Annotated in this window: 22 protein-coding genes; 11 read left to right on the forward strand and 11 right to left on the reverse strand. The window is 66.4% G+C overall.

What is annotated here, in order from left to right; genetic code table 11:
• Positions 1-160 precede the first annotated feature (160 nt).
• The 9 genes from DVS29_RS06390 to DVS29_RS06430 form a co-directional block, all read right to left on the reverse strand.
• Positions 161-1,639: a helix-turn-helix domain-containing protein gene (locus DVS29_RS06390; protein WP_118179568.1), complete on the reverse strand. Its 1,479-nt coding sequence runs from the start codon at positions 1,637-1,639 to the stop codon at positions 161-163.
• A gap of 133 nt (positions 1,640-1,772) precedes the next feature.
• Complete coding sequence (gene sctT / locus DVS29_RS06395) at positions 1,773-2,651, reverse strand: type III secretion system export apparatus subunit SctT (RefSeq protein WP_118179569.1); 879 nt, start codon at positions 2,649-2,651, stop codon at positions 1,773-1,775.
• Positions 2,648-3,154, reverse strand: coding sequence for a hypothetical protein (locus tag DVS29_RS06400; protein WP_118179570.1), 507 nt, complete (start codon positions 3,152-3,154; stop codon positions 2,648-2,650). Before DVS29_RS06400 ends, sctT begins: the two co-directional genes overlap by 4 nt.
• The gene (sctN, locus tag DVS29_RS06405) at positions 3,154-4,515 is read right to left on the reverse strand and encodes a type III secretion system ATPase SctN (RefSeq protein WP_118179571.1); all 1,362 of its coding nucleotides are present in this window, start codon (positions 4,513-4,515) and stop codon (positions 3,154-3,156) included. The genes DVS29_RS06400 and sctN overlap by 1 nt, the downstream gene beginning before the upstream one ends.
• Positions 4,512-5,243, reverse strand: coding sequence for a type III secretion system stator protein SctL (gene sctL, locus DVS29_RS06410; RefSeq protein WP_118179572.1), 732 nt, complete (start codon positions 5,241-5,243; stop codon positions 4,512-4,514). Before sctL ends, sctN begins: the two co-directional genes overlap by 4 nt.
• A complete protein-coding gene (locus DVS29_RS06415) occupies positions 5,228-5,974 on the reverse strand; it encodes a type III secretion protein HrpB4 (RefSeq protein ID WP_118179573.1) in 747 nt (248 codons plus the stop codon). Before DVS29_RS06415 ends, sctL begins: the two co-directional genes overlap by 16 nt.
• A gap of 43 nt (positions 5,975-6,017) precedes the next feature.
• Positions 6,018-6,848: a type III secretion system inner membrane ring lipoprotein SctJ gene (gene sctJ / locus DVS29_RS06420; protein ID WP_118179574.1), complete on the reverse strand. Its 831-nt coding sequence runs from the start codon at positions 6,846-6,848 to the stop codon at positions 6,018-6,020.
• 57 nt (positions 6,849-6,905) lie between these two features.
• On the reverse strand, positions 6,906-7,301 hold the full coding sequence (locus DVS29_RS06425; protein ID WP_118179575.1) for a type III secretion protein HrpB2: 396 nt from the start codon (positions 7,299-7,301) through the stop codon (positions 6,906-6,908).
• Positions 7,302-7,376: 75 nt separating this feature from the next.
• Entirely contained in the window at positions 7,377-7,961 is a 585-nt protein-coding gene (locus DVS29_RS06430; protein WP_118179697.1) for an HrpB1 family type III secretion system apparatus protein, read from the reverse strand.
• Between the two features lie 207 nt (positions 7,962-8,168).
• On the opposite strand from DVS29_RS06430, the gene sctU reads away from it, so the two are divergent.
• The 10 genes from sctU (at position 8,169) to DVS29_RS06480 (ending at position 17,679) form a co-directional block, all read left to right on the forward strand.
• Positions 8,169-9,284 carry a type III secretion system export apparatus subunit SctU gene (gene sctU / locus DVS29_RS06435; protein WP_118179576.1) on the forward strand — a complete coding sequence of 372 codons (1,116 nt, stop codon included), beginning with the start codon at positions 8,169-8,171 and terminating at the stop codon, positions 9,282-9,284.
• A complete protein-coding gene (gene sctV, locus DVS29_RS06440) occupies positions 9,278-11,383 on the forward strand; it encodes a type III secretion system export apparatus subunit SctV (protein WP_118179577.1) in 2,106 nt (701 codons plus the stop codon). Before sctU ends, sctV begins: the two co-directional genes overlap by 7 nt.
• Positions 11,384-11,394: 11 nt before the next feature.
• Positions 11,395-12,051, forward strand: a complete 657-nt coding sequence (gene sctP / locus DVS29_RS06445; RefSeq protein WP_118179578.1) for a type III secretion system protein SctP — start codon at positions 11,395-11,397, stop codon at positions 12,049-12,051.
• Positions 12,052-12,063: 12 nt separating this feature from the next.
• Positions 12,064-13,428, forward strand: coding sequence for a type III secretion system cytoplasmic ring protein SctQ (gene sctQ, locus DVS29_RS06450; protein WP_118179579.1), 1,365 nt, complete (start codon positions 12,064-12,066; stop codon positions 13,426-13,428).
• Positions 13,415-14,065, forward strand: coding sequence for a type III secretion system export apparatus subunit SctR (gene sctR, locus DVS29_RS06455; protein WP_118179580.1), 651 nt, complete (start codon positions 13,415-13,417; stop codon positions 14,063-14,065). The genes sctQ and sctR overlap by 14 nt, the downstream gene beginning before the upstream one ends.
• Positions 14,066-14,072: 7 nt before the next feature.
• On the forward strand, positions 14,073-14,336 hold the full coding sequence (gene sctS, locus DVS29_RS06460) for a type III secretion system export apparatus subunit SctS (RefSeq protein WP_118179581.1): 264 nt from the start codon (positions 14,073-14,075) through the stop codon (positions 14,334-14,336).
• A 40-nt stretch (positions 14,337-14,376) separates the two neighbouring features.
• Positions 14,377-15,585, forward strand: a complete 1,209-nt coding sequence (locus tag DVS29_RS06465) for a hypothetical protein (protein WP_118179582.1) — start codon at positions 14,377-14,379, stop codon at positions 15,583-15,585.
• A 112-nt stretch (positions 15,586-15,697) separates the two neighbouring features.
• Positions 15,698-16,873, forward strand: coding sequence for a secretion protein (locus tag DVS29_RS06470; RefSeq protein ID WP_118179583.1), 1,176 nt, complete (start codon positions 15,698-15,700; stop codon positions 16,871-16,873).
• Between the two features lie 69 nt (positions 16,874-16,942).
• Positions 16,943-17,188, forward strand: a complete 246-nt coding sequence (locus tag DVS29_RS06475; RefSeq protein WP_118179584.1) for a type III secretion protein — start codon at positions 16,943-16,945, stop codon at positions 17,186-17,188.
• A 35-nt stretch (positions 17,189-17,223) separates the two neighbouring features.
• Positions 17,224-17,679 (forward strand): CesT family type III secretion system chaperone, encoded by a 456-nt coding sequence (locus DVS29_RS06480; RefSeq protein ID WP_118179585.1) that lies wholly within the window; start codon positions 17,224-17,226, stop codon positions 17,677-17,679.
• A 63-nt stretch (positions 17,680-17,742) separates the two neighbouring features.
• On the opposite strand, the gene DVS29_RS06485 is transcribed toward DVS29_RS06480, so the two are convergent.
• A complete protein-coding gene (locus DVS29_RS06485) occupies positions 17,743-18,348 on the reverse strand; it encodes a GNAT family N-acetyltransferase (RefSeq protein WP_118179586.1) in 606 nt (201 codons plus the stop codon).
• Positions 18,349-18,664: 316 nt separating this feature from the next.
• Between DVS29_RS06485 and DVS29_RS37220 the strand changes: the two genes are divergently transcribed.
• Positions 18,665-18,841 carry a hypothetical protein gene (locus DVS29_RS37220; RefSeq protein WP_164707854.1) on the forward strand — a complete coding sequence of 59 codons (177 nt, stop codon included), beginning with the start codon at positions 18,665-18,667 and terminating at the stop codon, positions 18,839-18,841.
• Between the two features lie 155 nt (positions 18,842-18,996).
• On the opposite strand, the gene DVS29_RS06495 is transcribed toward DVS29_RS37220, so the two are convergent.
• On the reverse strand, positions 18,997-19,413 hold the full coding sequence (locus tag DVS29_RS06495) for a hypothetical protein (protein ID WP_124800604.1): 417 nt from the start codon (positions 19,411-19,413) through the stop codon (positions 18,997-18,999).
• Positions 19,414-19,798 lie beyond the last annotated feature (385 nt).

The raw sequence follows: 19,798 nt of genomic DNA on the forward strand, positions 1-19,798 counted from the left end.
CCGATGAGAATATCCCGGACGAAGTTGCCTGGTTTCATGTCGGAATGATGGGCAGGAAATCAGCGGTGGAAGATGACGGCGAACGAAGCCGTCGCAGCATGGCCGCGCGCATGCGCACGTACATGCACATGCGGCACGCGCGCCGGAGCGCGAAGGCGGATCAGGCGCAGCGTTCGAGCGTCTCCGAAGGCGCTTCGTGAAACTGCTTGCGGTAGCTGTGCACGAGCGTCGAGCGGTTCTCCACCCCCCAGCGGCTCGCCGCGCGCAGCACGCTGCCGTCACCCTGCGCCGCGCCGTTCATCAGCTCCGCGCGAATGCGCTCCATCCGTTCGCGACGGATCAGTTCGCGCGGCGACAGCCCGAGCAGGCTGCGGAACGCGTTCTGCAGCGCGCGCTCGGTCACGCCGATTTCGGCCGCCACTTCGCGCACGGAAAGATCGCGCCGGTTCAGGTTTTCGAGCACGAAGTGATACGCGCGACGATACTTGCCCGTGAGCCGCGCGCCGACGTCGTCCAGCTGCGACGACACCTTCGCCACCCGCTCAACCAGCGGCCGGTGCAGATGCGAGTTGTCACGCAGGCATTGCATCGCGACGAGCGTGTAGCGGCTGTACAGTTGCCACGCTTCCTGCACACGGCCCTGGTGCTGCCGCGTCTTCGAGAAGCAGTACAGGTATTCGATCTGCCGCTGGCCGGTGAACGGCTGCGGCGAACACTGGCTGATCAGCGGATCGAGTACGCTTTCGGCGAGCTGCGGCGCCGCGCCCGCGAGCGCGGCGAGCGCCGCTTCGAGGCGCACCGTGCGCAGATAGTCGGGCAGTTTTTCATCGCGCGCCCAGTTCAGATGTTCGAGCATCTTCGGAAACGCGGTACGGTCGCCATTCGCGGCAGCGCGCTGGGTCTTCAACGCTTCGATGCGAATGCGCAGCAGCGGCGACTTCACGCGCGACGCAGCCGCCAGCAGATCGTCGCAGCTCAGCTGCGGCAGGCTGTCCGCACGCGTAACGCCATCGCCGAGACTCGACTGCCAGAACACGTGGTCCTGCAGCGTGCTCGCGGAGCGGATTTCCGCCTGCACTGCGAGGTCGAACGCGAGCGTGTCGTACAGCTCGCGCCACCATGCCTGCGTCGCGCCGTCGAGCGACTCGATATGCTCGCGCAGGTCGGCCAGCGCACCGGCCACCTGCGCAGTCTTGCCGAGTTCCTGCAGCACGCACACCATCGCGAAGCGCGCTTCGGCGCCGCGTTCCGGCGCGACGTCGGACTCTTCGGCGAGCCGCGAGAAACACGCGAGCGCGGAGCCCAGACGGTTGCGGAACAGCGCCTGCCAGCCCGCGTTCCTGCACGATGCGACGCGCAGCGCCATCGACGTGCGGATCATCTTCTGCGAGCGCCGGTACGTATCTTCAGCGCGCACTTCGACGCGCGACATCAGCTGCAGATCCGCGTGCCGCTGCACGACACACGCGGCCGCGTCACCGGTTCCCGGATCCTGCGCCCAGCGGCTCGCAATCGTGCCGGCCGCAACCAGTTCTCCATCGATCACGGCCTTCAGGAATCGCTCCGCGATGTCCCGATCGCCATGCGGCTCGGGTGTGGCAAGGGCGGAAATCAGCGGGAAATAGGGTGTCGAGAACACGGCTGTACTCCTCGTCATGCGTTGCACAGGACGCGCATCGCGTTTGGAACACAGTCAATTTATCAGGCGAAAACAGGCATATTCTCAATAAACCTGAGATTCATGCCTGTTTTGAGGAACTGTTGAGTTTCGACTAATGGGCGGGTGCAGGAGCATTCGGCGCGCCCGGTCGAACCGGGGCTGTCGTGCTGTTGCCGGTCTGCGCGGCGTCGGGCGAAGCGAGTTCGTGCATTCGCGCCGAGAGATCGCGCAGCGTGACCTGATCGGTAACCTGCGCAACAAAGAGACCGACGAACAGCGCGAGCATCAACGCGGCCATCGATCCCTTCACCGGCTGGCTTAGCGTCATCAGATCGAGCTTCGACGCGGAGCGCGCGGCAAAGCCGAACGCGAAGTCGATCAGCAGCAGCAGCAACACCATCGGTGCCGCGAGTTTCGCGATGGACTCCATCAGCGAATCGGTCTGCTGGATCACGAACGACTCGATCACGTTCGACATGTTCGGCCCACTCGCGGAGAGCGGCCACCAGTGATACGACTCGTACACCGCGCCGAGCAGGAACGTCATGCCGCCCAGCGCCCAGAACGCGGTGATTGCCACCTGGCCGAGCAGCGTGCTGATGGGTGTCGACGTTTCCGGACGCGTCGGGTTGGTGATCTGCACGTTGTTGTAGCCGGTCAGATCGTCGATGTAGGTTCCCGCGCTTTCCGCGACCCAGAACACGATCGACGCGGCATAGCCGATCACGAGACCGATCAGCGCTTCGCGCAGGCCGACCTCCATCAAGATTGCGCCGTGCAGTGACTGCACGAACGCAACCGGTTGACCGTAGACCACGAAGCCGCTGAACATGATCACGAGCGCGTTGCGCACCACGCCCTGCATCACCGTATCGCTCGTCGGCGGGAACACGAACAGCGTGATGAAGAGCCGCAGCGAGCACAGGCCCGTCGCGATCAGGTATCCGGAAATCAGCCCGGAGAGTTGCGGCAGCGCCTGCAGCGAATTCATGCGACGCTGCTCCGTTCGCGCAACAGACGGGCCAGCGCTTCTTCCTGTACATCGTCATCAGCGGCATCGCTCGCGCGATGGTCGAGCTCGCGTTCAATTTTGCTTGCGTGTCCTTTGATGAACTCGATGCGCGCGTCGTTCGTTGCGATGCCGCGGCGGGTCTGCATCAGCGCCGCTTCGCGTTCGTCGAGCACCGCCTGCTGCCGTTCCAGCTCGGCCGCGCAGGCGCGCTGGCGCTCAGCCACCACTTCCATATAACGACGCAGCTCATTGAAGCCGTCGAGCGAAAACGGTTCGTCGCCGCAGGTCATCGCATCGAGCTGCGCGTTGCACGCGGCAATCACGTCGTCGATCTCGTCTAGGCGTGCAGCGCACAGGCGGCACTGCTCGATCTGCGCTTCGACTTCCTGCCGCCTGACCCCCAGTTCGCGACGCAATGCATCAGCCAGGCGCTCGCAGCGCCGGATCGAGACCGAGAGCGCGACGACGCGCCGGTCCTTCATCAGCGCATCCCCGCGAGGTCGAACAGGTCGGCCTGGGTGTCGTCGAGCGACGCGAAATCGTCGATGCCTTGCGACAGGAACGCGTCGATCGCGTCGTGCTTCGCGATCGCTTCGTCGGCAACCGGATTGTTGCCCGGCTGGTATTCGCCAATCTGCAGCAGCATCTCCACGTCGCGGTAGCTCGCCATCAACTGGCGCAGCCGCGCGGCCGCCTGGATCACGTCGTGAGGCATCACGCGCGGCATCACGCGCGACAGGCTGTTCAGCACATCGACGGCCGGATAGCGGTTCTTCGCGGCGATCTCGCGCGACAGGATCATGTGACCGTCGAGGATGCTGCGCACTTCCTCCGCGATCGGATCGGTGCCGCTCTCGTCTTCCACCAGCACCGTGTACAGCGCGGTGATCGAGCCGCCATGCCGGTTCGACGCGCCCATCCCGGCGCGTTCCAGAAGACGCGGCAGCTCCGCGAAAATCGACGGCGGAAAACCGCGCCGCGCCGGCGGCTCGCCCGCCGCCAGCCCGATCTCGCGTGCGGCGCGCGCGAAACGCGTGAGCGAATCCATCATCAGCAGCACGCGCTGGCCGCGATCGCGAAAGTGCTCGGCCACCGCCGTCGCGACATACGCCGCCTTCATGCGCTCCATCGAAGAACGATCTGACGTCGCGCAGATCACCACCGAACGCGCCATCCCTTCGGGACCCAGAATCTCTTCGATGAACTCGCGCACTTCGCGGCCGCGTTCGCCGATCAGCGCGATCACGCTGACGTCGCACTGTGCACCGCGCGCGAACATGCCGAGCAGCGTGCTCTTGCCGACGCCGGCCGGAGCGAAGATGCCCATGCGCTGCCCTTCGGCCAGTGTCATCAGCGCGTCCACCGGACGCACGCCGGTGATCAGCGGCGCGTCGATCGGGCGACGCATCATCGCTTGCGGAGGCGGCGCGAATACCGGCTGCGACGCATCCGTTTCGATCGGCGGTCCGCCGTCCATCGGCTGACCGAGCCCATCGACCACGCGGCCCAGCAGCGCGTCGCCGACGCCGATTTCGAGCGCGCGGCCAAGCCCGAACACCTGCGTGGAACGCGATACGCCCGCGAGCTGCGAGAACGGCGACAACAACGCGAGATCGCGCGTGAAGCCCACCACTTCCGCATGCTGCACGCTGGAGTTCGCCGGGTTGCGCAGCTCGCACAGGTCGCCGAGCGAGACGTCGAGCCCCGCCACCTTGATCAGCGTGCCGACCACTTCGACCACCTTGCCGCTGCGCACGACATTCGAAACCGCGAGCAGCTCGCGTTCGATGTCGTCGGTGAACGGACCGAAGTCGGCGTTCGCGGGAAGCCAGGGCTGGTTCATACGCTGGTCTCGTGTTCCGCGCGTTTCAGCGCGCGCGCCACCGCGCCGCGCATCGCGCGCAGCTGCGTTTCGAGGCTCGCGTCGATCGCGCCGACATCCGATTCCGCGACGCAGCTGCCAGGCTCGACCCGCCGGTCCGCGACCACCGAGATCGGGAACGCCTGCCCCAGGTCGCGCCAGCGCGCGGCCAGCCGGTCGAACGCGACACGCGCGTCGGCATGATCGTTGGGATGCACGGTGACGTTCAGATACGCGGCGCCATCCGCGATCCGGTCGATCTCGGCGAGCGCGCGCTGGAACAGCAGATCGCGCTGCTCCACCGCGACGATCTTTTCGACCGCCACGGAAACCGCGGACGCGAGCCGCTCGCGCATGCGCGTATACATCTGCGCGCGCGCATCGCCCGCCTCCGCGGCACGCGCGATCCAGTCCGCGATCGCCTGCTGTTCGCCCTGCCGATAACCTTCGTCGGCCGCCTGTTCGCGCTCGCGTCGCGCGGCCTCGACGAGTTCGGCGGCACGTGCCTCGCCTTCCGCGATGAGACGCGCCGCTTCCTCGCGCGCCGCCGCGAGAATCGCGTCGCGGTCGCTCGCGAGCTGCTGGTAGCCGTCGTCGAGCGCGACCAGCGCGCCGAAGTCCGCCGCGTGCAGCACGTCGCCGCTCGCGCCGACGCTGGCACCAATCGTCGCGCCATCTTCGCGGCGCGCGTTTCTCAGCCAAATAGCCATGCCCACTCCGGTAGCAACGCGGGGAGCCGCGCGAACAGCCGCACCGTTCCCATCGAATCGATCTCCACCGACAGTTTCGCGAGCCACGCCGGCATCGGCAGATCGCGCGGCAACGCGCAGCGCAGCAGCGGGCATGGCGTGATGTGCCGCGAACCGCTGTCGCGCGCGATCAGCAGCAGCCCTTCGACGGCGAGCGCGTCGGCATCGAGCGACGCAAGCACGGGCATGCGGATCTGCGAGTGCAGCATCGCGACGTTGGGCGCTTCGGCGAGATGCGCGTCGAGACACAGTTGATCGACCGGCACGCCGGCCCAGCCCGACAGCAGCGCACGCGTACGCTTGTCGATCAGCCGGCGCGCTTCCGCGCGACGGAACGACAGCGCGCGCATCCGCAGAATCTGCAGCCCGAGCGCGGCCGGACAGACGTCGAGCAGCACCGGGTTCGGCACCGTGCCATCCGCGCGTGCGAGCAGCATCGGCTGCGACAGCTGTTCGATGGACAGCGCATCCGCGCCGGCGCTGGCGCACAGCGCGAACGAAGCCCGCTCGCGCGCGGCGGGCGACGCGTCATCCACCGCGCGCGACCACTGCGCGCACTGCGCCGCGTCGAGGTTCATCAACGCCATCGGCCACGACGGATGCATCCAGCGCGCGGCATCGGCCATGTTGTCGCGGCAGCTGCGCAGTGCAGACGCCGCGCGCACGAACGGTTGTCCGAACGAAGCGTTCATGCCGGCCGCCGCGCGCGTTGCGCGTCACCACGCAACCTCATGCTCATGCGGTCGGCCCGATGCGCGAGCGCCGCGCGAGCCGCCGCACCTGCTCCATCGTCCAGTCGCTCACGTTTGCGTTCGCACCGCGCTCGCTGTCGTCCGCGCCGCGCTGCGCGCCACGTCTGGCGAACACCAGCAGCACGACCGCCACCAGCAGACAGCCCGCGCCGATCGCTGCGATCATCCACGGCCACGTGCTGTTCGCGGGACGCTGCAGGTTCGAGATCGTTACAGGGTCGGCTGCGACCGCCGTCACGCTGACTTCGTCGTAGGTCAGTCCTTCGACGCTATGCATCACGAGCGTCTTGATCTGCGGCACCAGCGCACCGATATCGGCGTCCGGACGATACTTGATGAACACCGCCGCCGACGATGGTTTCACCGTCTGCGCCAACGGATCGTTGTTCGGCAGCACGATCTGCACGCGCGCCACCAGCACGCCGTCGATCTTCGCGAGCGTCGAGCCGAGTTCCTGCGACATGCCGTAGATGAAGCGCACGCGCTCCTCGGTCGGCGTCGACACGAGGCCGTCCTTCTTGAACAGATCGCCGAGATTGTCGTAGCTGCTGTGCGGCAGGCCCGCTTCGCGCAGCACCTGCATCGCCTGCACCATCTGGCCGTCGTCGACGTCGAGCGACCAGGTCTTGCCGTTATCCGGCGTGTCCTTCGCCGCGTTCACGCCGTGTTCGAGCAGCGCGACCACCATCTCGTTCGCGTCCTGTTCGGACAGCTTGCCGTACAGCTCCTTCTTGCAGCCGCCAAGGAGCACGCACAGCACGGTCACGCACAGCAAGACGACACCACGATAGCGCGATGCGCAGCGATCAGACATGACAGTTCCCGTTCGGACAGCGACGCCGGCCTGCGCCTTGAAGGCGCGCCGGCGTGGCTACTGGTTGCGCATCAGCGTCTCGATCGACGTCTTCGACGATTCGACCACGCCCATCTTCGCCTGCAGATTGATCTGCGCGGTCGACATTTCCATCATCAGCTGCATGCCCGCGGCCGATACTTCCTCCATCGACATCTGCGGCGCGGACGATTCGAACGCCTGCGCGTCGGTCGACACGCGCTCGAGCTGCGCGTCCTGCTCCTTCAGCAATTGCGACGCGGTTTCCATTCCCTCGCCCGGCGTAGTCGGCGCCGGCGATTCGAGCTTCGCCGTCTGCATCAGCGACTGGAACCTGTCTGCCAGTTCGGCCGGCGTCTGCGTGGGCGCGTTGTTGCCTTCCGCGAGTTTTTCGAGGGCCGCCTGCATCTGCGCGGCATTGACATCGATAGCCATGTTCGCCTCCTGTCGGGAATGTGCGTTCGAACTCCGGCGGCCGCTATGCCGTCGCGCGTGCCTTTATGCGTGCCGTCATGCGCGCAGAAAACCCATATATTGCGGATCGACCGCGGCCGGTTCGCGGGGCGCGGGTGGCGCGTCGCGCTTCGCGGTGGCCGGCTGGGTGGACGCGTTCTCCATCAGCAATCTGACCGAGGCGGGCAACACGAACTCGCCGCCCAGACGCGCCGAGCGCCGCGCATCCATCAGGTCGTGCCGCGCAATCAGCACCTGCACGAGCTTCTGCGCGTCGCCGGACTCGCGGTCGTCGATCACCTCGCTCGCGCACTGGCGCCACTCCGGGTCGCCTTTCGCCGCGAGACTGAACGACAGCAGCGCCTTCGCGTAGGCAAAGCGCGGTGCGTTCTCCGTCACCTGTCGCAGGATGTGGATCGCATCGTCGAAACGGCCCTTCACGATGCACAGAATGCCGTCCAGCGCCTCCAGTTCGGGCGAATCGGGACGCAGCACATGCAGCGCGTCGAGCACGAGGCCCACGTCGTCGCAGTCGACGGTGGGCTTCGGAAACTGGTCCATCAACGCCACGGAAACCGTCTCGATCAATCCGCCGACCACGTCGGCGCTGCAGTTCAGATATTCGGGCTTGCTCGTGTACACGGCGGATGACTCCTGCGCGAATGGGTTCGACCGTGCCAGGTTAGCACCGCCATCCAGCCCGCCGAAGCCGCAATGCGAAGCGAACGCGACGGACACGAAGCGGCGCCGGCGCTTCGCAACGCGCGCCGCCCCTTCGCTTCGCGTCTCGCCCGCGCGCGAGCCGGCTGCTACGTTCGTGCCTGATGCGTCACTCAGGCGAGACGATCGATGAGCCAGTCCGACGACAAGACCGAAAAGCCCACACCCAAAAAGCTCAAGGACGCACGCAAGGACGGCCAGGTCGCGCACAGCACCGACCTGACGTCCGCGATCAGCATGGCCGCCGTGGTGCTGCTGCTCGCGGCGGGCGCGAGCCACCTGGAAGGCGTGCTGAAGGCCGTGGTCACGATCGCAATGCAGTTCGTCAACGGCGACCACTCCGACACCAACATCCACGCGCAGCTGATGAAGCTCGGCGGCACGGCACTGACCGCCGTGATTCCTTGCGTGTGCGCCGCGGCGCTGGCCGCGCTGTTCACGCAGGCCGCGCAGGTCGGCGTGAAGATCGCGACGAAGCCGGTCACGCCGAACATGATGGCCGTGCACCCGATGACGGGGCTCAAGCGCATTTTCTCGATGCGCACCGCGGTCGAGATCGCGAAGATGGTGGTGAAGCTGATACTCGTCGCGGCCGTGATGTACGTGACGGTCAAGGAACTGTTTCCGCTGATCGTCGCGTCGCTGTACCAGCCGCTCGGCGGTCTCGCGCAGATGATCTGGGACGTGATGCTGCGGCTCGTCGCGGTCGCCACCGCGATCTTCGTCCTGATGGGCGCCGCCGACGTGAAGCTGCAGTCCGCGATGTTCATCAAGAAGCTGATGATGACCAAGGACGAAGTGAAGCGCGAGAACAAGCAGCGCGAAGGCGACCCGCGCATCAAGCGCGAACGCCGGCGCCTCGCGCGCGAATACGTGAACGGGCCGGCGCCGTCGCGCGTCGGACATGCGAATGTGATGCTCGTCAATCCGACCCACTACGCGGTGGCGATCCGCTACGCGCCCGACGAGCATCCGCTGCCGCGCGTGATCGCCAAGGGCATGGACGAGCAGGCGGCCGCGCTGCGCGGCGAGGCGCGCGATGCGGGCGTGCCGATCATCGGCAATCCGCCGGTGGCCCGCGCGCTGTACCGCGTCGGTCTCGAGCAGCCGATTCCCGAGGAGCTGTTCGAGACGGTCGCAGCGATCCTGCGCTGGGTCAACGCGATCGGCGCAAAACGGGACGAGCCTGGTGACTACCGCGCCTCATCTTCGAGCCCCAGCAATACGACGGACATGCCATGCTGAAGACCCTGAAACTGCCCGCCGGTGGTGAAATCGGCATCGCCGCGCTGATCGTCGCGATCATCTCGCTGATGATCCTGCCGCTGCCGCCGCTCATCATCGACATCCTGCTGGCGATCAACATCTCGATCAGCGTCACGCTGCTGATGATCACGCTGTACGTGCCGACCGTGCTGTCGCTGTCGTCGTTTCCCGCGCTGCTGCTGTTCACGACGCTGTACCGGCTGTCGCTCAACATCGCGTCCACCAAGTCGATCCTGCTGCACGCGGAAGCCGGCCACATCATCGACAGCTTCGGCGAGCTGGTGGTGGGCGGCAATCTCGTCGTCGGGCTCGTGGTGTTCGGCATCATCACAACGGTGCAGTTCATCGTGATCGCGAAAGGCTCGGAGCGGGTCGCGGAAGTGGGCGCACGTTTCACGCTCGACGCGATGCCGGGCAAACAGATGAGCATCGACGCCGATCTGCGCGCGAACCTGCTGACCGGCGAACAGGCGCGCCTGAAACGCGCGACGCTCGCGATCGAAAGCCAGCTGAACGGCGGCATGGACGGCGCGATGAAGTTCGTGAAGGGCGACGCGATCGCGGGCCTCATCATCACGACGATCAACATCGTCGCGGGGATCGCGGTGGGTGTGGCGTATCACGGCATGAGCGCGGCAGACGCGGCGGCCCGCTTCTCGGTGCTCTCCGTCGGCGACGCGATGGTGTCGCAGATTCCGTCACTGCTGCTCTCCGTCGCGGCCGGCGTGATGATCACGCGGGTGACCGACGAGCGCCGCAAGGCGATTTCGCTCGGCGACGAGATCGGCCGCCAGCTCGGCTCCAGCACGCGTGCGCTGTACGTCGCCTCGCTGCTGCTGCTCGCGTTCGCGGCCGTGCCCGGCTTTCCCGCGCCGCTCTTCGTGCTGATTTCGGCGCTACTCGCGTTCACCGCGTTTCGCCTGAACCGCAAGTCGCCGAAAGAACAAGGCGGCGATAGCGAGCCGCTGAAGGCGATGCAGCGTTCGGGCTCGAAGACCGAAGTGCCGCCGATCCTCTCACGCGCGCCGCAGTTCACCTGCGCGCTCGGTGTGCGTGTCGCGCCCGATCTCGTCGCGCGTCTCGCGATGCCGACGCTCGATCAGTCGTTCGACACCGAGCGCACGCAGTTGCAGGACGAGCTCGGTCTACCGTTTCCCGGCATCGTGATGTGGACGCACGCGGCGCTGCCGCCGCACACCTGCGAGATCCTGATTCACGACGTGCCGCAACTGCGCATCGAGCTGCCGCCCGGCAAGGTGCTGCTGCGCGATGTCGCGCCGGCCGCCGTGCCGACGCTGGCCGCGAACGGCACGACCGTGATGGACACGTCCGCGCGCGACGCGCTGATCGCCCGATGCGAGACGCGCGGCCCGATTGACGCCAGCGGCAACGCCACGCACTGGATCGACGAGCGTCAGGTACCGGCGAAAACGGCCGTGTGGCGCGCCGAGCAGATCATCGCGCATGCGTCGGTGAGCATTCTGCGCCGTCATGCGCCGCTCTTCCTCGGCATTCAGGAAGTGCAATGGATTTTCGACCAGCTCTCGACCGACTACCCCGGGCTCGTCACCGAAGTGCAGAAGGTGCTGCCGATGCAGCGTATCGCCGACGTGCTGCGCCGCCTGCTGGAGGAAAGCATCTCGATCCGCAACGTGCGCACGATCATGGAAAGCCTGATGGTTTGGGGTCCGAAGGAAAAGGACACGCTGATGCTGACGGAGTACGTGCGCGCCGACCTGTCCCGCTTCCTCGCGCACCGGGCCACGCAAGGCAGCGGCACGCTGTCCGCGGTGATGTTCGATCTGCAGGTCGAGCAGCATATCCGGCAGTCGATCAAACAGACGCCCACCGGCAACTTCCTCGCGCTGCCGCCCGAGGACGTGGCCGCGCTGACCGAGCGCATCGAGGCGTTTGTCGGCAACACGCCGCGCGGCGGTGTCGCGCTCGTCACGTCGATGGATATCCGCCGCTACGTGCGCCGCATGATCGAGGCGCGGCTCGGCTGGCTTGGCGTGTACTCGTACCAGGAGCTGGGCGAGCACGTCGAGCTGATGCCGCTCGGCCGTGTCGGGCTCTGACGCGCGCCGCCATGAGCTCAATCTCGTCACAGCGCCTGCGCGATACGAACGGCGCGGAATCCGACGATGGGTGGTCCCCCGCGGACAACACGCCGGCCGGCTTCGACTACGCGAAACTGCTGCGCGCGCGCACCGCGCCGCACCGGCCGGTTGCGCGCACCACGCAAACCGCGCAAACGCCGCAGCGCGCAGCCCAGCAACAACCCGATGCCGAAGAGCAGAAAGAGGAGCGCCCCGCTACGCTCGCGCACCGCCTCCCCGCGGAAGAAGACGCGCCACTCCCCGCTACCGACAACGCCGCGAACCGCGTGCTCGGCTCGCGCGTCGCGCATGCGGCCGGTCCGATCGTGTCGTCGGTGTTCGCGCGGCAGCAGCGCGTGCTCGATCTCGTCGGCACGCTCGCGCGCGAGATTGCCGGCTTCTGCAGCGATGCCGCGATCGCGAACGCCGGCAACTGGGACGTGCAGATGCCGCTCGACGAACATCTCTTTCCGCACACCACGCTCTATCTGACGCTTTCGCGTTTCATCATGCAGCTTCGGTTCGACGCTGCGGATCCCGAGATAAAGCAGCTACTCTTGGACCATAGTTCCATGCTGGAGCGAGAACTCGATGCAACCCTTCGCGCGTGGGGCGAATCCCGCGACATTCAATTGACGGTCTGGTGACGGGCTGACCCAATGGCCGCTTCTCTTCCCGAGCTCCACGACGAGCTGGCCGCGACGTTGCCGGCTTCTCGCGCGCAAACGCCGCTGGCGACCGCCGGCGTGGCGACACACCGCCCGGGAAGCGACGCCGCGAACGATGCCGCGCCGATCGCGAAGCTCGTGCTGCCCGCCGTCGATCTCGACACGCTGCGGCTCACGCAAAGCGTCTGCGACTTGCGTTTCTCACACTGCGCGGCGCTGGCGGGGGTGGATCTCGAAAGCGTGAGCGTGCGCGATACCGCGGGCGGAAGCGCACCCGCTGCGAGCGACCCTGCCGTGCTCACCGTCTCTTTTCGTACGCGCTACGCGCCAGAGCAACCTGCAAGCGCATCGATCGAGATCGATCTCGACCAGTACCCGGCGCTGCGCATCGCGCTCGGCGCCGCGGATACCGACCACGCCTCCGCATCGGCGGCATCGCTCAAGCGGCAACAGGCGTTGACGCTCGCGGTCGGCGGGTTGCTGATGGAGCCGCTCTTCGCGCGGCTTGGCAAGCTGCAGTTCACGGACCTGCGGCTGACGGGCATCGCACGAGGCCGCATCGCGCAGCAGTTTGATGGACCCTTTGTGTATCTCGCGTTCTCGCTGCCACCCGATGAAAACACCGGCAACAGCGCGCCTCGCATTCGCTACGAACACGTGCTGTCGCTGCCGGAGCGCGCGATCGAATGCATCGATGCGCTCGTGAAGGAAGCGCCGGTCGCGCCCACGTTCGACGACCTGCCGGTGCCCGGCCGCATCGTGCTCGGCATCAAGCCGCTTGCGATCGACACGCTCGCGCGTCTGCAGCCCGGCGACGTGTTGCTCCGCGCCCTCTTCCCGTCGTTCGACGCGCAGCTGTTCGAACCGCATCAAGCGATGCGCAATGCAGACGATGAAAGCCACCCAACGCCCGACCCCGCCGCGCCGTGCGCGGTCGCGGTCTGGGGAACGCCCGGACTCGTACGGCTATGCGCAGCCGTGCAGTTTGACGGCACCACGCCCGTCATCATCAAGGAGCCCTACATGTCAGAACATCTGGAGCCGGCGTTCGCCGACGCGGGTCTCGCGATCGACCGCGCCGACGACCTGATCCGCGTCGGCGAGCTGGAGCTGCCGGTCCAGTTCGAGATCGATACGCTCGCGATGCCGCTCTCGCAGCTCTCTGCGCTCGGCCCGGGCTACGTGATCGAATTTCCGGTGCCGTTCGACGATGCGCGCCTGCGGCTCGTCGCGCACGGCAACACGATCGGCTATGGCGAACTGGTGACGGTGGGCGACCACCTCGGCGTGCGCATCGTGCGGATGGCCCATAACAGCAACGGCACCGCGCCCGGAACGAGCGATGGTTCAATTTAACGACATCACCGGGCTGCTGCTCGCGATCGTCGTCATCAGCCTCGTGCCGTTCGTCGCGATGGTCGTCACGTCGTACGCGAAGATCGTCGTGGTGCTCGGCCTGCTGCGCAATGCGCTCGGCGTGCAGCAGGTGCCGCCGAACATGGTGCTGAACGGCATCGCGATTCTCGTGTCGGTGTACGTGATGGCACCGATCGGGCTCACTGCTTCGAAGGCGCTCGAGAACCAGCCGATCGCCCCGCAGTCGTCGCAGGCGATGCTGCAGCTCTTCGACGCGGTACGCGAACCGTTCCGCACGTTTCTTGAGAAACACGTGCAGGAACGCGAAAAGCGCTTCTTCCTGCGCTCGGCGAACATGGTCTGGCCGAAAGAGCAGGCCCAGGCACTGAAGGAAGACGACCTGATCGTGCTCGCGCCGGCGTTCACGCTCACCGAGCTCACCGACGCGTTCAAGATCGGCTTCATGCTGTACATCGCGTTCATCGTGGTGGATCTGATCATCGCCAACGTGCTGCTCGCGATGGGCCTGAACCAGGTCACGCCGACCAACGTCGCGATACCGTTCAAGCTCTTGCTGTTCGTCGTGATGGATGGGTGGTCCACGCTCATCCACGGACTCGTGATGACCTACCGCTGAGGCCGCCATGCCGTTGGACACGCTGATCCAGTTCACCTCGCAGGGCATGCTGCTGTGCCTGACCGTGTCGTTGCCGGCCGTGATCGTCGCTGCGCTGGTGGGACTCGGGGTTTCGTTCCTGCAGGCGATCACGTCGATGCAGGACCAGTCGATCTCGCATGCGGTGAAGCTGATCGCCGTGACCGTGACGATCGTCATCGTCGCGCCGCTTTCGTGCGCGGCCGTGCTGCACTTCGCGAACGAGATGATGCGCACGGTGTTGCCGCAATAGCGCCGCGGCCGCACTCGCATCGCACGCACGGAGCCGACCGATGACACGCGTGGAGCAGAACAACCAAGCCGCCGAACTGCAGCGCGAGACCGAAGCGCAGCAGGCGCATCGCGTGCATGAGCGCGAGATGCGCGCCACCCTGCATCACGGCACGAGCTTCGCGTACGGCGGCAACTCGCCGCACGCACGGATGATGCGCTCGCAGAGACTCCGGCGGCTGCAGCAGCTTGCCCGGCTGCGCGCGATGCTGTTCAAGCGCCTGGGCCGCGGCGAAGGCGCGAGCGAAGGTGCGGAGGGCGAAGGCGCGGCGGCGCACGAAACCTCCGATCGCGTGATGCGCCGGCGCGATGGCGGTCAAGGCGGCCGTCATGGCAACAGCGGCGGCGATGGTAAAGGCGGTGGTACGCCGAAGCGGTTGAACGTGAAGGTCGTGACGCCCGCGGACCGCTACAAGGTCAGCCGACGCCAGGATGGGCACCAGGGCGGGAGCGGTCAGGGTAGTGGCGGCAGTAATCACAACGGCGGTGGCAACGGTGGTGGCGGTCCGGGCGGTGGCAATGGCGGCGATGCAGGCAAGGACGGCGGCCGTGACGGTCGCCCGGCGCAGCCTCTCGATACGGTGGCGCGCAACGGCACCGGCAAGGGCAAGGGCACATCGATCACCGGCAAGCTCGGCGAAGCGGCCATTCACGCCGAGACGGCGGGTGAAGAGGCACGGCGCCCTGACGCGTTCGGCGCAGCCTGGGCCGATGACGTGCTCGACCTGCTCGACGAACTGGCCCGTTCTCCGATGATGCCGCTCGATGCGCGCGCGCTCGATCTGAACATCGCATGGCTCGCGCTGCAGAAGCGCTTCGGCCGGCAGACGTCGGGCGGCATCGCGATGTTCGCCGAACGCGCGACTGAACGAAAAGCTGCGCGTCCCGCTACGACATCGACCACGCAGACACCGCGTCGACCATCGTCCCAGCATGCATCCGCCCGCGCTGCACCGTCCGTGCACACGCAGGACGCGAACGCAGTCGCCACGCCCGCACGCGACCGTCTGCGCGACATGCGCTTCCTCGCACCGCTGATGTCGCTGAACGGCGAGCATCCGCGCCCGCTCGCATGGGTCGATTCCGCGCTGGCGAGGCTCGATGGGATGCGGGCATTCGCCGCCGGCCGGCCCGCGCAACCGGACGCGCTGCACCAGGGGCACGCCGTCGAAGCGATCCAGGCGCGCAACGATGCCAGCGGAAGCACATAACCACCCCGCGTAACCAGGCTTCGCGTGCAATGCGCGGGCTTCGCGTTGCGACGCGACTGCGCGTCGCGCGCACGCTATCGTGGTCCGACACCCGCTATCGACAGGAAGCGCGATGAAGACTCTCCGGGTACTGACCGGCATTCATGCGGGCGCGGCGCTCGCGCTGACGCCGGGCGCGCATCGCATCGGCACCGACGACGACGCCGACATCCGCCTGACCGACTGGCAGGGCGCCGATGCAACGCTCGACGTCGATACGACCGGCGTGGTCCGCATTGCGCGCGCGCAACCGGACGACGCGGAAGCGGAGGAAGCCGCGAACGACGAAGCCGGCGACGTGCTGCTGGTCGACTTCGTGCCGATGCAGTTCGGCGAAACGGTGCTGTGCATCGGCCCCGACGACGTTGCGTGGCCATCGGACGTCGACCTGTTGTCCACCTTGCTCGCGAGCCCCGTGAAGTCGCAGCTCGCGTCGTACCAGCGTCAGCAGCGCCGGCGCCGGCAGCTGATCGCGGTTGCGGCCTGCTTGGTGCTGGGCGGCGTGATCGTCGCGGGTGCGCTGCTCGGCATGACGCAGCTAAGCCGCGCGGCCTTCCCCCCGAGCGCGGACGACCGCACGCTGCGCGTCACGCAGGCGCTCGCGGCATCGCACGTCACAGGCTTGCACGCGCAGGCGCTCGGCAACGCGGTCGTGGTCACCGGCATCGTCTCGACGACGAACGACGACACCGCCGTGCGCGCAATCCTCGACCGCGTATCGCCTGAAGGTGTGGAACGCCGCTACGACGTCGCGCAGGACGACGTGCGCAGCATCCAGGATTCGCTCGGCATTCCCGGCGCGCGTGTCGCGTACGCGGGCAACGGCCAGTTCACGATCACCGGCAAGGTGGCGGACACGCATCAGTTGGAGGCGGCCGTCGCGCGCGTCCGCGCCGATTTCGATTCGAACGTGAAGGGACTCGCGATAGAGGCCGAGCAGACTTCCGTCGCGACAGCCGATGCGCCGCCGGCGACGTACTCCGAAATGGTCTCGTCCGACGACGTCCGCTACGCCGAGACGCCTGACGGCGTGAAGCACATCTTCGCGATCGATCTGCCCGCTTCGTCGCCATCGGCGGATGCGAACTCCGCGGCGACGGACACCAACGCCACCGCCGCCGCGGTATCGGCGGCGCAGGCATCCGCGACGCAGGCCGCGCAGGCGCCCGCCGCGCGCGGCGTGTCGTTCCCGCCGCTGCCGGATCCAAACACGCTACCGGCACACAACGGCTCGCAGACGTCGGGCTGAACGCCACACGCCTCCGTTATTGCCGCACGCAACATAACGCTGCACCCAACCCGTTTTCTGGAGAACGACATGTACGAAGCGATCGAAGCGTATGCCGCCGAGTTCGACGATCTGCGGGGCACGCTCGCCTCGCGACACCACGCGAATCTCGATGCGATCCGCAGCGCGCTCGAAACCACCGCACAGCGCATCGGCGAAGCACAGGGTAACGGCCAGGTCGATCGTGACAACCTCGCGCGCCTGTATCGCGGCTTCATGGCAGCATCGCGGGTGGTGGGTCATCTGCAGGACGTGGACCACCCGCTGCCGCGCTGAATGCATACCGGGCGATACGCTGAGCGGAGCGCGGTGTGAGCACCGAACGCTATACGCAGGTCATGACCGAGCTCTGTCAGGTGGTCGGGCTGCCCGACGTCGATCACGTGCTCGACACGCGATCGATCGAGGTGGAAGGTTTCGATGTGCGGCTCGACTACTTCGACCGCGACCTCGACGCGATGTACGCGAACTTCCACTACGGCACGGTGACGGCCGGCCGCACGCTCGTCGTGTTCCGCCTGATGCTCGAAGCGAACCTGCTCGTCTACGCGCAGGACCAGGCGCAGCTCGGTCTCGATACCGACACGGGCGGCATCGTGCTGGTGCTGCGTCTGCCGTTCGGCGACGAGCTCGACGGCGAATTGCTCGCGGAGCTGCTCGCGCACTACGCGGAGCACGGGCGTTACTGGCGCAGCAACATCATCGAGTCGTCGGACGAGATGTTCGAAGGGATCGCGTCGGGCGAGTACTTCTGGCTGCGCGCATGACGTCGTCAATGCGCGCAGCCGATGTTGCTATGGCTCCAGGGTCGCGGTGAAGCAATCACACGATCACACGATCGCGTCGCACACCGCGGCCACAACGGCCGCTTCCACCGGTTCGGGCTGCGGTACCTTGCGCGTCATCGCGTACAGGAAGCTGTCGGCGGCCACCTGTTGCCGGTTCGGCCGTGCCTCGTAATTGACCATCGTCCCTTCGCGCGTGAAGCCCAGCCGCTCCATCGCGCTGTACGCGCGTCCGTCCACCGCGCAGCACGCGAAGATGCGGTAGATGCCGGGCTGCGCGATCAGCCAGTCGAGCAGTTGGCGCAGCGCTGCGATGCCGTCGCGCCGGCGCCGGTTGCCGCCCTTGCGGCTGATCGTGACGCCCAGCTCGACCTGCGGCGGACGCGGCGTCAGTTCGATGAGCGCGCACAGCGCGCCGTCGTCGATGCCGAAGAGGCCATAGCGAAAGCGCGTGCCATAGCGCCAGGACACCATCGATTCGGTGATGTAGTCGTGCGTCTGCCATGCGTCGGTATGGCGCGCGAGCGCAAGATCCCGCATCGTTTCGGGATTGCCCAGCATCTGCTCGAACAGTGCCTGGCAGTCTTCGGGCACGAGCGGCCGCAACAGCAGACGCCCGGTCTCCATGCGTTCCAGCGGCTCGAAGGGCATCGCACTTTCTCCAGGGTCCTTCAGGGTTCTGTGCACGTTAGCACCGCGCACGCGCTGCATCGCTTTGGAGCGCGAAGCGATGTTCTGTAGTCCGAACGCGGCCGGTTCGGCAAACGTGACATTGCTCGCGTCTCCTGGAAAATGTCGCAACCCTTTGTCGGACACGATAGTCCACGCCAGTAACGCTTCGGGAAGGGGTGCATAAGTTCGCGCCGCGGTCTCCCCAAAAAAAGACCAGCTAATAGACTGAAGAAGTTGGCGTGTAGTCGACTCGTGGCCAACATCTCTTTTCAATTCTGGAGGACTTATTATGGGTATGGCAGCAGAAGCTGCGCAAATGCAGCAGATGATGAGCCAGATGGAAGAAAGCCAGATGATGTCCGAGGCATTTCAGTCGAAAGAAGAGGAAATGAACATGGAGAACGGGGCGGTGAACTCGGCCGCTCAATTCTCGAACGGTCTGGCAGATTCAATGAAGTCGGCTGCCAAGTAATCCGCTCACAGCGGCGTCACAGCCTGTACGGGTGAGGCCGCTCTCTTCGCTGGTTCGATCCTGGATGCAGTCGTGCGCCTGCCACGTGTCGACGGGACACGCGCATCTCCCGCGAGGTTAGGTGAGGGACGACGAATGCGGCTACGAACCCGGTGTTAGCGCGCGGCGCTGCGCATGCCGTCCGCGGTCGACTCGATCAGTTGCGCCGCTTCGGACGACGTCTGCTGCAGCGTCTGCGAGCGCTGCTGTGCCGCCTGAAACTGCATCTGCATGGCCTGCTGCATCGCGTTCATGCCCGCGAGCGCGCCGTTGTCGAGACCACGCCGCAGCCCCGTGCCCGGGCGTTCGGTTTTCTCCGCCGTGCCGTCCTGCGACGGCACGAACTGCGCGTGCTGCACGCCGGTGGGTCGCTGCCGGCGCATCGCCATCAGTTCCTTCATGTCGCTGCCGGCCGCGTTCGACGTGGCCGTCGCAGCAGGCTGCGGCTTCTGCTCGGCTTTCTGCGCGTCCTGCGTCGTGGCGAGATCCGCGTTCTGCCCGATGCGCATATCGCTGGATTCGATGGGAGGCATGCTGGCTCCTCGCTGTGCCGGTAAAACAGGCGTTCTGGTTGCACGTACTACGACCGGACACCACGCTAGCATCTGTGCGCGACCGCCGGGGAACGCAGCGCGAAGCAATGTTCTGCCGCCCGAAGCCGGATACGCCAGACCGCGGGAGCGCTGACGAAAAGGATGCGCGAGCCATGAACGCGTTTCCCACTATGCGGGCCGATGCATGCCTTCGTAGATTGCCGCTGCATGTCACCCCGTGGGCTACGAGTGCGGTGCAGCATCGCGTGATGACCCGATGCACAGCACGCAGCCATCCAAGGCCTTGTGCACCTGCAGCGCGAATAATTGTGCGATTGGAAAGCATTTGCTCATACTTCGCGAGATAATGCATCGGTCTGAAGAT

It is taken from the genome of Paraburkholderia phosphatilytica (assembly GCF_003443895.1).
GTDB lineage: Bacteria > Pseudomonadota > Gammaproteobacteria > Burkholderiales > Burkholderiaceae > Paraburkholderia > Paraburkholderia phosphatilytica.

What these genes read in the sequence shown, in the direction of transcription:
- sctV (WP_118179577.1), top strand. Translation starts at nt 9,278, where the DNA reads ATGCTGAAGACCCTGAAACTGCCCGCCGGTGGTGAAATCGGCATCGCC.
- sctS (WP_118179581.1), top strand. Translation starts at nt 14,073, where the DNA reads ATGCCGTTGGACACGCTGATCCAGTTCACCTCGCAGGGCATGCTGCTG.
- DVS29_RS06465 (WP_118179582.1), top strand. Translation starts at nt 14,377, where the DNA reads ATGACACGCGTGGAGCAGAACAACCAAGCCGCCGAACTGCAGCGCGAG.
- DVS29_RS06470 (WP_118179583.1), top strand. Translation starts at nt 15,698, where the DNA reads ATGAAGACTCTCCGGGTACTGACCGGCATTCATGCGGGCGCGGCGCTC.
- sctR (WP_118179580.1), top strand. Translation starts at nt 13,415, where the DNA reads ATGGTTCAATTTAACGACATCACCGGGCTGCTGCTCGCGATCGTCGTC.
- DVS29_RS06400 (WP_118179570.1), bottom strand. Translation starts at nt 3,154, where the DNA reads ATGAAGGACCGGCGCGTCGTCGCGCTCTCGGTCTCGATCCGGCGCTGC.
- sctT (WP_118179569.1), bottom strand. Translation starts at nt 2,651, where the DNA reads ATGAATTCGCTGCAGGCGCTGCCGCAACTCTCCGGGCTGATTTCCGGA.
- sctN (WP_118179571.1), bottom strand. Translation starts at nt 4,515, where the DNA reads ATGAACCAGCCCTGGCTTCCCGCGAACGCCGACTTCGGTCCGTTCACC.
- DVS29_RS06495 (WP_124800604.1), bottom strand. Translation starts at nt 19,413, where the DNA reads ATGCCTCCCATCGAATCCAGCGATATGCGCATCGGGCAGAACGCGGAT.
- sctL (WP_118179572.1), bottom strand. Translation starts at nt 5,243, where the DNA reads ATGGCTATTTGGCTGAGAAACGCGCGCCGCGAAGATGGCGCGACGATT.
- sctP (WP_118179578.1), top strand. Translation starts at nt 11,395, where the DNA reads ATGAGCTCAATCTCGTCACAGCGCCTGCGCGATACGAACGGCGCGGAA.
- sctU (WP_118179576.1), top strand. Translation starts at nt 8,169, where the DNA reads ATGAGCCAGTCCGACGACAAGACCGAAAAGCCCACACCCAAAAAGCTC.
- sctQ (WP_118179579.1), top strand. Translation starts at nt 12,064, where the DNA reads ATGGCCGCTTCTCTTCCCGAGCTCCACGACGAGCTGGCCGCGACGTTG.
- DVS29_RS06485 (WP_118179586.1), bottom strand. Translation starts at nt 18,348, where the DNA reads ATGCCCTTCGAGCCGCTGGAACGCATGGAGACCGGGCGTCTGCTGTTG.
- sctJ (WP_118179574.1), bottom strand. Translation starts at nt 6,848, where the DNA reads ATGTCTGATCGCTGCGCATCGCGCTATCGTGGTGTCGTCTTGCTGTGC.
- DVS29_RS06415 (WP_118179573.1), bottom strand. Translation starts at nt 5,974, where the DNA reads ATGAACGCTTCGTTCGGACAACCGTTCGTGCGCGCGGCGTCTGCACTG.
- DVS29_RS06425 (WP_118179575.1), bottom strand. Translation starts at nt 7,301, where the DNA reads ATGGCTATCGATGTCAATGCCGCGCAGATGCAGGCGGCCCTCGAAAAA.
- DVS29_RS37220 (WP_164707854.1), top strand. Translation starts at nt 18,665, where the DNA reads ATGGCAGCAGAAGCTGCGCAAATGCAGCAGATGATGAGCCAGATGGAA.
- DVS29_RS06475 (WP_118179584.1), top strand. Translation starts at nt 16,943, where the DNA reads ATGTACGAAGCGATCGAAGCGTATGCCGCCGAGTTCGACGATCTGCGG.